The organism is Bdellovibrionales bacterium, assembly GCA_041662785.1.
In the GTDB taxonomy this organism is placed as follows: Bacteria; Pseudomonadota; Alphaproteobacteria; order UBA9219; family UBA9219; genus UBA8914.
This window is the reverse complement of sequence record JBAZRW010000004.1, coordinates 121,863-135,398: the sequence shown is the minus strand read 5'-3', so window position 1 is coordinate 135,398 and position 13,536 is coordinate 121,863. Positions and strand designations below refer to the sequence as shown.

Below are 13,536 nucleotides of genomic sequence, written 5' to 3'. Positions count from 1 at the left end.
GTATAAATCCGGTTAAAAACGACCTTATAACAAGCCAAAACACCCTTTTTCTCTTTTTACTTTCATGATGCGTCTGTATAAAAAATAAGGCTTTGTTTTACAGGAAATCATTATGAAAAATGCTTTTGACGCCGTTCATCTGGCCATCGATATTCAATCATGCTTTTATAAAAGTCTCCCAAAATCACGGGTTCATAATTTTACACATGCCGCGCGCATCTTTGCCAACAGACTGCGCGAACATAATATCCTGACCATTTGGGTGGCCTTTGGCTCCGGCCATGAGCCTCCTTTTACCTTTGCTCCGCAAGAACCCAAAGAAAGAACACCCTTTGTACAAAAATTGGGTCTTGAAGCGGTCAGGCCAAAAGAGAACGAACCTATTTATATTAAACTTGTTAATGACGCTTTCTACTACGAACATCGCTCCCCCTTAAAGGAACTCCTTCAATCAAAAAACTGCCGGAATGTTATTATAACAGGAATGAACACCGGCGCGTGCGTTTCAGACACTATTATTGGCGCCCAAAACGTGGGGCTTAATGTTTATGCTATTTACGACCTTATGGCGGACAATTATTGCGAAAAACAACCCAACGCCCCCGGATGGCATAAAGAAAAGCTAATGAATACCTGTGATGGGATCCACAAAGTCCATCTGTCACCGCGCGATGATTTTCTGCGCCATCTGAAGGAAAAGGGGATGTTACCCCCCATGCCGCAGCCCAAAGGTCTGCCCCAGCGCCTTTTGCAAAAAGTAGTGAGCTACGCCTCTTTAAGGTGACCTAAGCCCCCTTCTCCCAACAAAAATCCGGCGGCAACCGAAAAGGTCACCGCCGGATTGTTTTTAAAACCTGCTTACGCTCTCGCCTCACATAGTGCCCCCCTCTTTCGGGAGGGAGCCTTCTCTTTTCCTCCCCCCTTGCGGGGGAGGCTAGGAGGGGGGGAGAGCAACTTGGCCACCCATGATCAGAACATAATCCATAACCATAGATTTCAGCTCATCGTCACTCCCCCCTCCCCAACCCCTCCCCGCAAGGGGGAGGGACTTAGCGTGGCTCTTACTGCAATGAAAAGCATCATCGCAAAAAGCCGTTGATATTAGCCGTCTTGCGTCACGGACAAATCCACGCCCGTCGCTTGATCGACAACCTTCATCGACAACTTAACCTTACCGCGATCATCCACGCCCATAACCTTGACGTAAACTTCTTGGCCTTCGGTGACGACATCGCCAACCTTGCCAACGCGTTCCTTGCTGAGTTCCGAGATATGGACGAGGCCATCCTTGGATCCCAAGAAGTTTACAAACGCGCCAAAGTCCATGAGCTTGACGACCTTGCCTTTGTAAATGACGCCGACTTCGGCTTCCGCCACGATGCCCTTGATCCAAGCAATCGCCGCTTCGCCCGCCGCCGAGTCAACCGCCGCGACCTTGATCGTGCCATCATCCTCGATATCGATCTTCGCGCCTGTCGTTTCGCAAATCTCGCGAATGACCTTGCCGCCCGAACCAATAACCTCACGGATTTTATCCTTGGGAATCTGGAGCGTCGTGATGCGAGGCGCGTTCTGGCTTACGCCTTCACGAGCGCCCGTCAAAGCCTTGGCCATCTCGCCAAGAATATGCAGTCTCCCTTCCTTGGCTTGGCCAAGAGCGATTTGCATGATTTCTCTCGTGATCGAGGTGATCTTGATGTCCATCTGCAAAGCGGTGACGCCGTTTTCCGTGCCCGCAACCTTAAAGTCCATATCACCAAGATGATCTTCATCACCCAGAATATCGGACAGAACGGCAAAGCCCTTCGGCTCCTTGATCAGGCCCATGGCGATACCCGCCACAGGACGCGCCAAAGGAACACCCGCATCCATAAGCGAAAGCGACGTGCCGCAGACCGTCGCCATCGACGATGAGCCGTTAGACTCGGTGATTTCCGATACCACGCGAATGGTGTACGGGAACTTGTCTTTGGCCGGAAGCAAAGGACGGATCGCCCGCCATGCCAGCTTGCCATGACCGATTTCGCGGCGACCAGGGCCAGACATGCGGCCCGTTTCACCAACCGAGTACGGAGGGAAGTTGTAGTGCAGCATGAAAGCTTCACGGTATTCGCCCGTGAGCGCATCGATGATCTGCTCGTCTTGACCAGTGCCCAGCGTGGTGACGACAATCGCTTGCGTCTCGCCACGTGTGAACAAAGCCGAGCCGTGCGTGCGATCCAAAAAGCCAACTTCGCCCAGAATCGGACGAATGGTTTTCGTATCGCGGCCATCGATACGGCGACCCGTATCAAGAACCAAGGCGCGAACGTGATCGTACTTCATTTGCTCGACGGCATCCAAAACATGCTCACGCAAAGGATCGGCCTCATCGAACGCAGCCAAAGCCTTTTCCTTCATCTTATCCAACTTGGCATAACGGATCTGCTTGGCTGTTTCGCTGTACGCGTCTGCCAAATCGGCCCCGATAATGCCGGAAAGCTTGGCAATCATGGCAGGACGATCATAAGGCGCAGGCGGCAGATCACGAGGATCCTTGGCGGCGACTTCAGCAAGCGAGATAATCAAATCAATCACGGCCTGCATTTGGTCATGACCAAAATTCACAGCGCCCAGCATGATTTCTTCCGACAGCTCCTTGGCTTCAGACTCGACCATCAGCACGCCTTCGCGTGTGCCAGCGATCAAAAGCTCTAGCGAGCTTTCTTCCAGCTGCGTGATCGTCGGGTTCAAAACATACTCGCCATTGATATAACCAATGCGGCAACCAGCAATCGGGCCAAGGAAGGGAATGCCTGACAGCGTCAAAGCCGCCGAACAACCAATCATCGCAACCATATCGGGGTTGTTTTCCAGATCGTGGCTAAGAACTGTGGCAATCACTTGCGTTTCGTTCAGATAGCCTTCGGGGAACAAGGGACGGATCGGACGGTCGATCAAACGACTTGTCAGCGTTTCCGTTTCGGTCGGACGACCCTCGCGGCGGAAGAATCCGCCGGGAATGCGGCCAGCCGCAAAATACTTTTCCTGATAGTTAACCGTGAGCGGGAAAAAGCCCTGCCCAGGTTTTGGTTTTTTCGCACCGACAACGGTACACAGAACGGCCGTGCCGCCCATCGTGATCATCACCGCGCCGTCGGCTTGACGCGCGACTTTGCCGGTTTCAAGAACAAGCTTGCGCCCGCCCCATTCCATTTCTTTTCTGTAGACTGTAAACATTTTCTTTCCGTCTTTCTGTTTTCTCTGTTGTTTGTTCTGATGATGTTTTGAAAGCCTTCCTCTCAACAAAACCCTCGTCATCCCGCTGAAAAGCGGGATCCAGCTGCGCGGCGTCTGCCGCGCATATGACTCATACGCCTCGTAGATACTCGGCGCTGGATTCCGGCCTTCGCCGGAATGACGCGGGACAAGAGTTAATTAACGGCTCTCACCACCACAACAAACTTTTGACATCCCATACGCCCCCATGGCGCATGGCTCTCATGCTGCGACACACTTCATGAAACTCTAATGTTTTTCCGGCAGTGCCGCTTGACCTGAAAAACACGTCCCCCAGCCTGTTAAGGTGGGGAGAAACTTTTGGCCTATCCGCTCTATTTGGACAGTATTTTCATAAAACCAACCGATACCGTTCCGTTATTATCAGCTGGCCTTTCAACAACCTTCTCAAAGCCATGTTTGGCATAAAAATTCGGGGCCTGATAATTCATCGTCCATACAAAGATGGATAAACAACCGCGACTCCTTGCAATCTCTTCAGCGGCACGGACTAGTTCCGAACCGATGCCCTGTCTTCTCATGTCAGGAGAAACCCAAAAAGCCCCAATGTCAAAACCACCTCGCGCTGACCATCCAGACAAACCACCAACGAGTCTTTCTCCATCACGACAAACAAAAGCGGCGGGTTCAACGACGAAAGGCGGCTGATTATATTGGATAGAATAGTCGGCAAGCCCTTTCCGAATAATTTCCCAGTCCTCTTCTAACAGATTATCAAAATAAATTGGTCTATTCATGCAAGCCCCTTCCTCAACCCGATCTTCTGATGTCCCATAGGGAAATCGTCCATCACGGCATATTCTGTATACCCGCACTTGGGATAAAATCCGCGCGCTTCGAAACTCTCTGTCCAGACATAGGCGCTGTGGCAGCCACGCTTAAGAGCCTCTTCTTCGGCGGCCTTTATCAGCGCCGAGCCAACGCCCTGCCCACGCAAGCTTTCATCCACCCACAAAGAATCCGTATAGAGCCAGCCCCAAACGGTCTTGCCCGTCAGGCCAGCGACAACCGCGCCCGCCTCATCGCGGCGGACGATGGAAAGCTCCGTTTTCTTATAAGGGGGGGCGTTTTGGGCAAGTGCATTGGCCGTAAGGCCGCGCAACAACGCGTCATCGACTTCCGGTGTTATGGTATCCGATATCTCTAACAAACCAACAGACAAGTTTTCGTGTTCCACTTCCCTTATAAGTCTCGGCCTATTCCGAAACTCACAGCTTTCTCCTAATCGTCATACCGGCGAAGGCCGGTATCCAGCGCCGCGCGTCTGAATCCCGCTTTTCAGCGGAATGACGCAGCGACTAAGGTTTTCCCCGACAAGCGTCGGGGAAAACCAAGTCTAACGTCATTTCCGCAAGCCCAATTCTGCGATCAACTTTTCATAAACAGCGGGCTTGGTTTTCTTCAAATACGACAGAAGGCCGCGACGGTTGCTTACCATCATCAGCAGACCACGACGCGAGTGGTGGTCTTTCTTATTCTTGTTAAAATGATCCATCAGATCATTAATGCGGCGCGTCAGGATTGCAACTTGCACTTCGGGCGAACCCGTGTCGCCTTTGGCGCGAGCATGGTGGGCAACAATCGCCTGCTTTTGGGCTTTGGTCATCGACATCGGGGACTCCTTATTTTCTAAAAGGTGAAACCGCGCACCACGACAAACGATCCGAACTTGGCTTCGACAAGCGCCACAGGAACGCCCTGATGGCTGGCCAAAATCACGGGCGCACCCATCAAAGCCACCTGATGAGGCTTGATCAAAAGAGATTGTCCGGCGCGAAGTCGCTGCGCCTCGCTTGCGGTCAAGGTCAAACCCGGGATGTCGTCCAGCGCCGATCCGATCGCAAGCAATGCCGTTAAGGCATCGCCCTTATGCGATAATTCTTCCAGCTTTTCCAGAGAAAAAGCATTTTCTAGGGTAAAAGGCCCCACTTTCGTGCGCCGTAAGGCCGCAATAAACCCGAAAGTCCCCAATTTCAGCGCCAAATCGCGCCCCAAGGAGCGGACATACGTCCCCTTACCGCACTTAACCTTAAAATCCGCCCTGTCCGGCGAGGGCATCCCTATAAGCTCCAAAGCATCAATCCGAACCTTGCGCGGCGTCATCTCGGGCGGCTTGCCAGCGCGGGCGAGGTCATAGGCCCTCTGCCCACCGATCTTGATGGCCGAGAAGGTTGGCGGAGTCTGATCAACCTCCCCCACAAAAAAGGGCAGCTCGGCACGGATGGAATTTTCATCGGGACGACAATCACTTACCGCCATAACCTCACCCTCGCCGTCATCGGTGGTGCGCTGCTCGCCCCACTGGACGGTGAACAGATACTCCTTATCGCCATCCATGACATAGGGGACAATCTTCGTCGCCTCACCAAACGCGAGCGGCAAAATGCCTGTGGCAAGGGGATCCAGCGTGCCACCATGCCCCGCCTTCTTGCCACCCATCAGCCGCCGCACTTTGCCCAGCGCCTGCGTTGAGGTCAGCCCCAAAGGCTTGTCGAGGATAAGCCAACCATGAGGAATAGGAGAAATGGGGTTATTCATCATCCGCCGCTTGAGCCTCAAGCGATGGATCCTCGCGCTTCAAATCCTTGGCCACGGCGGGATCGCTAAGAAGGCGGTCGATGTTCGAGGCATAAACAAAGCTGGTATCTTCTTTGAAATCCAGTTTAGGCACTAGGCGCAGGCGAACGGACTTCGCAATCTCGCGCCGGAAAAAGCCGACGATTTTGTTCAGGACGCGGCGAACCTCTTTCGCCTCAACGCTACCGCCTAAAATCGTGAAGAACGCCGTCGCGTTTTGCAAATCGGGGCTGATCTGCACCTCGGAAATTGTCACGATAGGCGGCATAAAATCACGCGGCCATGGAACATCGCCGCGCTGAAACATCATCGCCAGAGCGTGCCGGATTTCTTCCCCGACCTTTAATTGTCTTTGTGTTCGCATGGCGCGTTGTCGCTCTTTTCTGGCTTATCGTTTACAAAAATTAACCCTTGAGGGGAAACGCCCCCGCCTTCTACGTCCACCTGTATAGAAAAGAGCAAAAAAAATCAACAAAAGCCTTATGAAAGTAATTTTAGAGCCGCGTCCTTTACGATTTATAACCCCAAAAAGGCTATACTAAGGACGTATTTCTTAGGTGATCAAAAGTGACAAACAAAAAGAAACATTCCCTTGTTCTCGATCCCCAGCCTTTACAAAACGGCCTTAACAACCGCGCCCTATGGGCGCTGACAGGCTATCAGGTTTCTTCCCATGATTTATCCACTTTTGAAGGCTGGGATCAAATCCTCCACGGCCTGCCTCTATCCCCCTTCGAAAATGCACGTCGGGTTGAGGCTATCCGTAAAATCATTCCTTTTGATCTAGCGAAGAAAGTTGCGTCTTTCAATCTCCCCATCAATTATACCAATCTTGAACATCTGACTAATCATCCCGATCTTCTGCGCCAGCTTGAAACCCTTCCAGAAGGCCAGACCATTCTTTCTATGGATATGGGGCAACGTCACGTCATCTATCCCTATCCTCAAAGTAAACCTAAAGATCCCTCTGCCCTCGGTGTTCCTTACAGCGCCAAGTTGTTTTTGTTTCCACCTCAAGGGAACCCCAAAACCTTGTGGTCATTGTTCACGGGCCTTCCCGAAAAACACCTTGTCCAATACCCTCAAAATTATAATGTCCACCTTACCGTTAATCTTCATGAGGTCGCCCACACCATGATGGTCGTAGAAAACGACAGGACAGAACATGATCAATTTTGGGAAGAGCTGGCCTGTGATCGCTTCGCGCTTCAGGTAACCGCTGCGAACAACCCGCAGGGAGAAAGCGCCCGCGCATGGATTCGGGGGCGTTATATGGGGCTCTTGACGGATCGCCCCATCTATTGGTTTGCGCCGCATCTGGAGGCCGACATGAATGGGCAAACGCCTCCCTCGCCAAAAGATATCAACGTTGCCGTCCAAGAAATCCGAAGCTCTTTACTTAAGGCAAGCCGCACAAATTCATCGTGGAGCCAGCGCCTTAAGATTCAGCTTTCTAATGATCCCTATAGAACGTGGATGCAGGAGGCCATTCAAAAGAATCCAGCCAAGGGCTATTCGCTTTTGCGAACGCTGACTGAGCAAGGCGCTTTTAAGGAAAATCCGCTGGCCGAAACCCTCGCGCAAAAGATTTTGGACGCTGCGGAACATTTCAGTCCAAACCTAACAAGACACCATGAAGCTGCCCCATCGCGCCCCTCACACAAGGCCCAAGCCCCTGCCGCGCCACAAAATCAGAAGTAAGGCTAACGGAAAGCCAAACTGGATCCCCGCTTAAAATCTAACTCCGGTAAAGTGATTGTGATGAAAGAAAACAAACGGGATTCCCGCTTACGCGGGAATGACAAGATTTATGTTTTAATTTAACCCACTATCGTCATCCCCGCGCCCTCGTCCCGCCGCGCTTGCGGCGGGCGAAAGGGCAAAGCGGGGATCCCATTTCCTTTTTTTCTTCACGGGTCTATTCATGGGCTGATTGGTATTACCGCGAACTCAAGGCAACCTTAATCCCAAGCCCCATCAAAACCAGTCCACAGCCACGATCAATCCATTTTGTAGCTTTCAGAAACGCATTCCTGACTTTCGCTTGCGTCAACACGAAAGCCACAAGGCTAAACCAAGCCGTAATAATAACGCTACATGTAATGCCATATACAGCCATCCACACTATGGGCGTATCCCCCTTGATAATCTGGCTAAAAATGGCCAAAAAAAACAACGTCGCCTTGGGATTAAGAAGGTTCGTCAAAAAGCCAGACCCAAATGCCGCAGCATCGGACACAGGCTTAATCTTCTTTTCAGCTTTCAGCGCCCGATCAACCGTCGCCCGTCCCATCCCGTGCGAGCGAAGGGCTTGAATGCCAAGATAGATAAGATAGGCCGCACCAGCGTACTTAATGACATTAAAGAGCATAATTGATTGCGCAATCAGCGTCGCAATGCCTGCAACAGTGTACGTCACATGAACAAGGATACTAAGACCAAGACCGAGTGCCGTAAAAACACCAGCGCGTCGTGAATGCGCCACAGAATTACGAACCACAACAACAAAATCAGGCCCAGGTGACATCACCGCGATCGAAAAGAGAGCAATTAATGTCAACCACTGGACGAAATATATTGAAAGATGGGTCACGTTCTTTTCCCCCTATTTTTCATCATCCTACACACTCTATTATTCGTCGTCGCAAGTGGCTACAGGAAGCGTAGTTATGCATTTCCTAAATTTCAGACTGGCGCTCTTCTCAGCCATTTCAGGTGATGGATTGCCTCGCGCCGCCACGAAGCCTTTTCTTCCCTGAATCCCGAATCCAGAATCCTGAATGCCCCCCTACAACGACCGTGCGATCTCTTCAATCTCAAAGCATTCGATCACGTCGTCGGCCTGCATGTTGTCGTACGCTTCAAACGCCATGCCGCATTCATAGCCCTCGCGCACTTCCTTGACTTCGTCCTTCATGCGTTTAAGCGTCTTCAAAGCGCCTTCGTGGATCACGACGTTGTCGCGAAGCAGGCGAACCTTGGCCCCGCGTTTGACGATGCCTTCGGTGATCTTACAGCCCGCAACCTTGCCCACCTTGGTGATGTTAAATACCTGCAGGATTTGCGCGTTGCCAAGGAACTTCTCGCGCAACTCTGGGGCGAGCATGCCCGTCAGAACCTGCCGCACATCATCGATCACGTTATAGATGATCGAGTAATAGCGCACTTCAATGCCGTCGCGCTTGGCCATTTCACGAGCCTGCGGGTTGGCACGAACGTTAAAGCCAATAATCATCGCGTGCGACGCGTTCGCCAGCGTGACATCGGACTCCGTGATAGGGCCAACCGCAGCATCCAGAACGCGCACCTTGACCTCGGTATTATCCTCGGACAATTTGACCAGCGCTGTTTTGAGCGCCTCAACCGAGCCATGCACGTCAGCCTTGATCAAAACGGCACACTCCTTGGCCGATCCGGCCTTGATGTTTTCCATCAATTGTTCAAGCGTACCGCGTTGCGTCGTGGCCGAAGCCAAAGCGCGACGGCGACGCATACGGAACTCGCTGATTTCCCGCGCGCGACTTTCGGTCGGCACAACGGCCAACTCATCGCCCGCCACAGGCGTGCCATTCAGGCCAATAACCTCGACAGGCATGGCGGGGCCAGCCGTTGGCACATTTTTGCCGTGATCGTTGATAAGGGCGCGAACGCGTCCCCACTCTGCGCCCGCCACAAAAATATCGCCAACCTTGATCGTGCCGCGTTGGATCAAAACGGTAGCGACCGAGCCGCGACCCTTTTCCATCTTAGCCTCAACCACAGCGCCTTCGGCGGCGCGGTCAGGATTTGACTTCAGATCCAAGATTTCCGCCTGCAACAAGATCGCGTCTTGCAGCTTATCAAGGCCTGTGCGCTTCTTCGCCGAAATCTCGACCGACAGAACCTCGCCGCCCATTTCTTCCACCTGAACATCGTGCGAGAGAAGCTCTTGGCGAACACGATCCGGATTGGCGGCAGGCAAATCACATTTGTTGATCGCCACAATAAGCGGCGCGCCAGCCGCCTTGGCATGGCGAATGGCTTCAATCGTTTGCGGCATAATGCCATCATCGGCGGCGACGACCAGCACCACGATATCCGTGACGTTCGCGCCGCGCGCGCGCATTTCGGTAAAGGCCGCATGGCCCGGGGTATCAATAAAGGTGATGCGGTCAAAACCGTGCATCGGCTTGGGAAGAACAATCTGATACGCGCCGATATGCTGCGTAATGCCACCTGCTTCGCCCGCGACAACATCGGTCGAGCGCAAAGCGTCCAGCAAAGAAGTCTTGCCGTGATCGACATGGCCCATGACCGTGACGACAGGGGGACGCGGCAGCATGTTTTCCGCCGTATCTTCAATAAGCGACAGACCCGATTCAACATCCGATTCCGCCACGCGCTTAATGCGATGGCCGAACTCGGTCGCCACCAATTCCGCCGTATCGGCATCGATGCTTTGCGTAATTGTTACCATCACGCCCATTTTCATCAGCGATTTGATAACGTCCACGCCACGCTCGGCCATGCGGTTGGCCAATTCCTGCACCGTGATGACTTCAGGAATAATAACATCGCGCACTTGCTTGACTTGTTCTTGGGTCCCCATCGCTTGACGTTTTTCACGCTCACTGCGGCGACGCATCGCAGCAACCGAGCGGTGGCGTCCACCCTCTTCGCCCTCTAAAACCTGCGTCACGGTCATCTTGCCGCCACGGCGACGATCACCCGAAGGTGCGCCGCTGCTGCGCCGTTGCTGGGGCGCACCGCGTCCGCCACGTCCACGACGAGCGCCGCCTTCATCCGACTCTTCTTCCGTGGTGACAACAGGGGCCACACCACGACGCGGCGACAGGGACAAAGCGTGCTCGGCGGTCATGTCCGCACCGCGCATCCCGCCTGCCTTGCCGCGTTCGCCCTCACCACGGCGCATGCCGCTGGCGGCAAGAGTCTTGGCGCGTTTTTCATCATCCAGCTTACGCTGTTCGCTATCGACGCGTTCTTGCGCCTGAATTTGTTGCAGCTCTTCCATCTCACGCTGACGGAGTCTTTCACGCGGAGAAAGCGTAATATCTTCAGCAACAGGCTCTTCAGGTTGGGGCGCAGACTCAAAGACCTGCTCTTGCTCTAGCTCTTCCGCGATTTTGCGGCGGCTTTCATTATCGATCACCGCACCGCGTAGCGCGCGCATGCGCGATTCACGCTCTTCTTGCGTCAGTTGGCGACCTGCCCCAGAAGGAGCGGCTCCACCAACGGCAATCTTGGATCCCAAGGCGCTAGCACGCGCGCCTGTCACGCCGTCCTTTTTAACGACGGTCGGCGAGGCGCTATCGGTGCGCTTGCGCTTGACTTCAACCGCGACGGTCTTAGACCGACCATGCGAAAAGCTTTGGCGCACGCTGCCCGCGCCACCCGCTGCGCCGCCGCTGACTTTAACTTCAGCAACAGGCGTCTTTTTCAGCTCAAGCGTAGGCTTGCCACCAAGACTGAGAACTTTTTTAGGCTCTTTATCCGTCATCGTTCTTCACTGCTTTCCGTCGTGTCTTTATCGGTTAAATCACTGTCCTTGGCCCTGACCCCTTGCCAGCGTGCGCATTCCTTTTGAAGCTTTTCCGTTAGGGCGTGGGGCTTCAATCCCACAGAGGCAAGATGATCATGACCCAGCGCCGCGCCCAGCTCGGTACGCGAAAAACCTGCCTCAGTCACATGGGCACGAGAAAGTTTCTTGCGGCAATCGCGCCCTGCATCGGCTGCCAAAAGGATCGACGCCAAACCGCTATGCGAAAGAGCATGTTCGATTTGGGGCTGTCCCGTGACAATCGCGCCCGCGCCTTTGGCAAGGCCCAAAAGCGACAGGCACCGCCGCGCAAGCAGCGTTTCGACTTGATCCAGAAGATCGGGGGGAACCGTGACCTTGGTCTTGGCCGCACGGGAGAACAGGTTTTTGGTGATCGCGCGGGTCAGCGCCTCGCGCGTCGCGCTCACCCAAAGGCCACGCCCAGGCAAGCGTAAGGTGAGGTCGGGAACAACAACATTCGCGGGGCCGACGACAAAACGGATCAGATCGCTTTTGGCTTTAGACTCGCCCGTGACAAGGCAACGGCGCTCCGCTGGCGACACAAAGGCCGCCTGCGTGTCCGTGGCATCGCGTGAGGAAGTTTCTACCATCAACATATCTTCCGTTGGTCCTCATCTTATTCAGTAGGAGCAGAAGCGTCATCCGCAAACCAATGCGCACGGGCCGCCATAATTATGTCATTCGCACGCGCGAGCGTAATCTCGTCTTCGCCCACGATTTCGCGCAGCTCATCGCCCGCCAAATCAGCAACGTCGTCAAGGGTCTTAAGGTCCTTTTCTCCCAGCTTCACGGCCATCTCAACCGTCATATGGGCAAGCCCCATCACATCGTCGGTTACGCCCAAATCAAGGCGCGTGGATTCAAGCTTCGCCGCCTTTTCAGCCAGCCATGAACGAGCGCGTTGTTGCAGCTCGCTCCCGACCTCGATATCAAAGCCTTCGATCTCCGCCAGCTCATCGGCAGGCGTGTCGGCAATCTGCTCGACGCGGGTAAAGCCTTCGCTGCACAGCAAATGGGCAATCACATCATCAACCGACAGGGCTTCGATGAACAATTCGGTGCGGCTACGCAGCTCTTCCTGACGGCGCTCGGACTCTTCCTTCTCGGTCAGAATATCGATGTCCCAGCCCGTGAGCATGGAGGCAAGGCGCACATTCTGCCCACGACGGCCAATGGCCAGCGACAGCTGCTCATCCGGCACAACAACATCCATACGGTGGTTGTCTTCGTCCAGCACGACCTTGGCAACTTCGGCGGGAGCCAGCGCGTTCACGACAAACGTGGCCGGATCTTGCGACCAAGGAATAATGTCAATCTTCTCGCCTTGAAGTTCGCCCACAACCGCTTGAACACGGCTGCCGCGCATGCCGACGCACGCGCCGACGGGATCGATCGAGCTGTCATTCGAAAGCACGGCGATCTTCGCGCGGCTTCCGGGGTCACGGGCCACGGACTTGATTTCGATCACGCCGTCATAAATCTCAGGCACTTCTTGCGAGAACAACTTGGCCATAAAGACGGGGTGGGTGCGCGAGACAAAAATCTGCGCGCCGCGCTGCTCTTCGCGCACGTCAAAGATATAGGCGCGAACGCGGTCGCCATTCTTGAAATGCTCGCGCGGCAAGCTTTCATCACGCGACAAAAGCGCTTCGGCGCGGCCCAAATCGATAGTGATATTGCCGTATTCGACGCGTTTGACCGTGCCGCTGATAATTTCGCCCACGCGATCCTTGTATTCGATAAACTGGCGACGACGTTCGGCTTCGCGCACTTTTTGCACGATAACCTGCTTGGCCGTCTGCGCCGCGATGCGGCCCAGATCGATGGGGGGAAGGTCGTCAATAATGTATTCGCCCAGCGCGGCATCGGCTTTGGTCTTACGCGCGGCTTTCAACGTCAGCTGCGTATGTTCTTCTTCAACCGTTTCGACGACCAGCAAATAGCGCTGCAAGTGAACTTCGCCCGTCTTGCGGTCGATCGTCGCACGGATATCATGCTCATAGCCATATTTGGCGCGGCCAGCTTTTTGAATAGCCTGCTCCATCGCTTCCAAGACCTCATCGCGCTCAATGTTCTTTTCACGCGCGACCGCATCGGCAACATGCAACAATTCCATTTTCGAA

General features: G+C 53.9%; 12 protein-coding genes. 2 read left to right on the top strand and 10 right to left on the bottom strand.

Annotation, left to right across the window (positions count from 1 at the left end):
• Positions 1-112 precede the first annotated feature (112 nt).
• Positions 113-784: an isochorismatase family protein gene (locus WC612_05020; GenBank protein MFA6280133.1), complete on the top strand. Its 672-nt coding sequence runs from the start codon at positions 113-115 to the stop codon at positions 782-784.
• Positions 785-1,101: 317 nt separating this feature from the next.
• Here WC612_05020 and pnp read toward each other — a convergent pair whose 3' ends face one another.
• The 6 genes from pnp to rbfA form a co-directional block, all read right to left on the bottom strand.
• Positions 1,102-3,219, bottom strand: a complete 2,118-nt coding sequence (gene pnp / locus WC612_05015; protein MFA6280132.1) for a polyribonucleotide nucleotidyltransferase — start codon at positions 3,217-3,219, stop codon at positions 1,102-1,104.
• Positions 3,220-3,593: 374 nt separating this feature from the next.
• Complete coding sequence (locus WC612_05010) at positions 3,594-4,016, bottom strand: GNAT family N-acetyltransferase (GenBank protein ID MFA6280131.1); 423 nt, start codon at positions 4,014-4,016, stop codon at positions 3,594-3,596.
• Positions 4,013-4,456, bottom strand: coding sequence for a GNAT family N-acetyltransferase (locus tag WC612_05005; GenBank protein MFA6280130.1), 444 nt, complete (start codon positions 4,454-4,456; stop codon positions 4,013-4,015). Before WC612_05005 ends, WC612_05010 begins: the two co-directional genes overlap by 4 nt.
• Before the next feature lie 165 nt (positions 4,457-4,621).
• Positions 4,622-4,891 (bottom strand): 30S ribosomal protein S15, encoded by a 270-nt coding sequence (rpsO, locus tag WC612_05000; protein MFA6280129.1) that lies wholly within the window; start codon positions 4,889-4,891, stop codon positions 4,622-4,624.
• Positions 4,892-4,908: 17 nt separating this feature from the next.
• A complete protein-coding gene (gene truB, locus WC612_04995) occupies positions 4,909-5,817 on the bottom strand; it encodes a tRNA pseudouridine(55) synthase TruB (GenBank protein ID MFA6280128.1) in 909 nt (302 codons plus the stop codon).
• Complete coding sequence (gene rbfA / locus WC612_04990; GenBank protein ID MFA6280127.1) at positions 5,810-6,220, bottom strand: 30S ribosome-binding factor RbfA; 411 nt, start codon at positions 6,218-6,220, stop codon at positions 5,810-5,812. Before rbfA ends, truB begins: the two co-directional genes overlap by 8 nt.
• A gap of 203 nt (positions 6,221-6,423) precedes the next feature.
• On the opposite strand from rbfA, the gene WC612_04985 reads away from it, so the two are divergent.
• On the top strand, positions 6,424-7,557 hold the full coding sequence (locus WC612_04985; protein ID MFA6280126.1) for a hypothetical protein: 1,134 nt from the start codon (positions 6,424-6,426) through the stop codon (positions 7,555-7,557).
• A gap of 238 nt (positions 7,558-7,795) precedes the next feature.
• Here WC612_04985 and WC612_04980 read toward each other — a convergent pair whose 3' ends face one another.
• The 4 genes from WC612_04980 to nusA all read right to left on the bottom strand — a co-directional run bounded on the left by WC612_04980 (position 7,796) and on the right by nusA (position 13,529).
• Positions 7,796-8,449 carry a LysE family transporter gene (locus WC612_04980; GenBank protein MFA6280125.1) on the bottom strand — a complete coding sequence of 218 codons (654 nt, stop codon included), beginning with the start codon at positions 8,447-8,449 and terminating at the stop codon, positions 7,796-7,798.
• 195 nt (positions 8,450-8,644) lie between these two features.
• Positions 8,645-11,353: a translation initiation factor IF-2 gene (gene infB / locus WC612_04975; protein MFA6280124.1), complete on the bottom strand. Its 2,709-nt coding sequence runs from the start codon at positions 11,351-11,353 to the stop codon at positions 8,645-8,647.
• On the bottom strand, positions 11,350-12,003 hold the full coding sequence (locus WC612_04970) for an RNA-binding protein (GenBank protein ID MFA6280123.1): 654 nt from the start codon (positions 12,001-12,003) through the stop codon (positions 11,350-11,352). Before WC612_04970 ends, infB begins: the two co-directional genes overlap by 4 nt.
• Before the next feature lie 26 nt (positions 12,004-12,029).
• Positions 12,030-13,529 (bottom strand): transcription termination factor NusA, encoded by a 1,500-nt coding sequence (gene nusA / locus WC612_04965; GenBank protein ID MFA6280122.1) that lies wholly within the window; start codon positions 13,527-13,529, stop codon positions 12,030-12,032.
• Positions 13,530-13,536: the final 7 nt, after the last annotated feature.

Bases quoted from the DNA above. Each gene is read 5' to 3' on its own strand.
- rpsO (MFA6280129.1), bottom strand. From the start codon at position 4,891: ATGTCGATGACCAAAGCCCAAAAGCAGGCGATTGTTGCCCACCATGCT.
- WC612_05010 (MFA6280131.1), bottom strand. From the start codon at position 4,016: ATGAATAGACCAATTTATTTTGATAATCTGTTAGAAGAGGACTGGGAA.
- pnp (MFA6280132.1), bottom strand. From the start codon at position 3,219: ATGTTTACAGTCTACAGAAAAGAAATGGAATGGGGCGGGCGCAAGCTT.
- truB (MFA6280128.1), bottom strand. From the start codon at position 5,817: ATGAATAACCCCATTTCTCCTATTCCTCATGGTTGGCTTATCCTCGAC.
- WC612_04970 (MFA6280123.1), bottom strand. From the start codon at position 12,003: ATGGTAGAAACTTCCTCACGCGATGCCACGGACACGCAGGCGGCCTTT.
- WC612_05020 (MFA6280133.1), top strand. From the start codon at position 113: ATGAAAAATGCTTTTGACGCCGTTCATCTGGCCATCGATATTCAATCA.
- infB (MFA6280124.1), bottom strand. From the start codon at position 11,353: ATGACGGATAAAGAGCCTAAAAAAGTTCTCAGTCTTGGTGGCAAGCCT.
- rbfA (MFA6280127.1), bottom strand. From the start codon at position 6,220: ATGCGAACACAAAGACAATTAAAGGTCGGGGAAGAAATCCGGCACGCT.
- nusA (MFA6280122.1), bottom strand. From the start codon at position 13,529: ATGGAATTGTTGCATGTTGCCGATGCGGTCGCGCGTGAAAAGAACATT.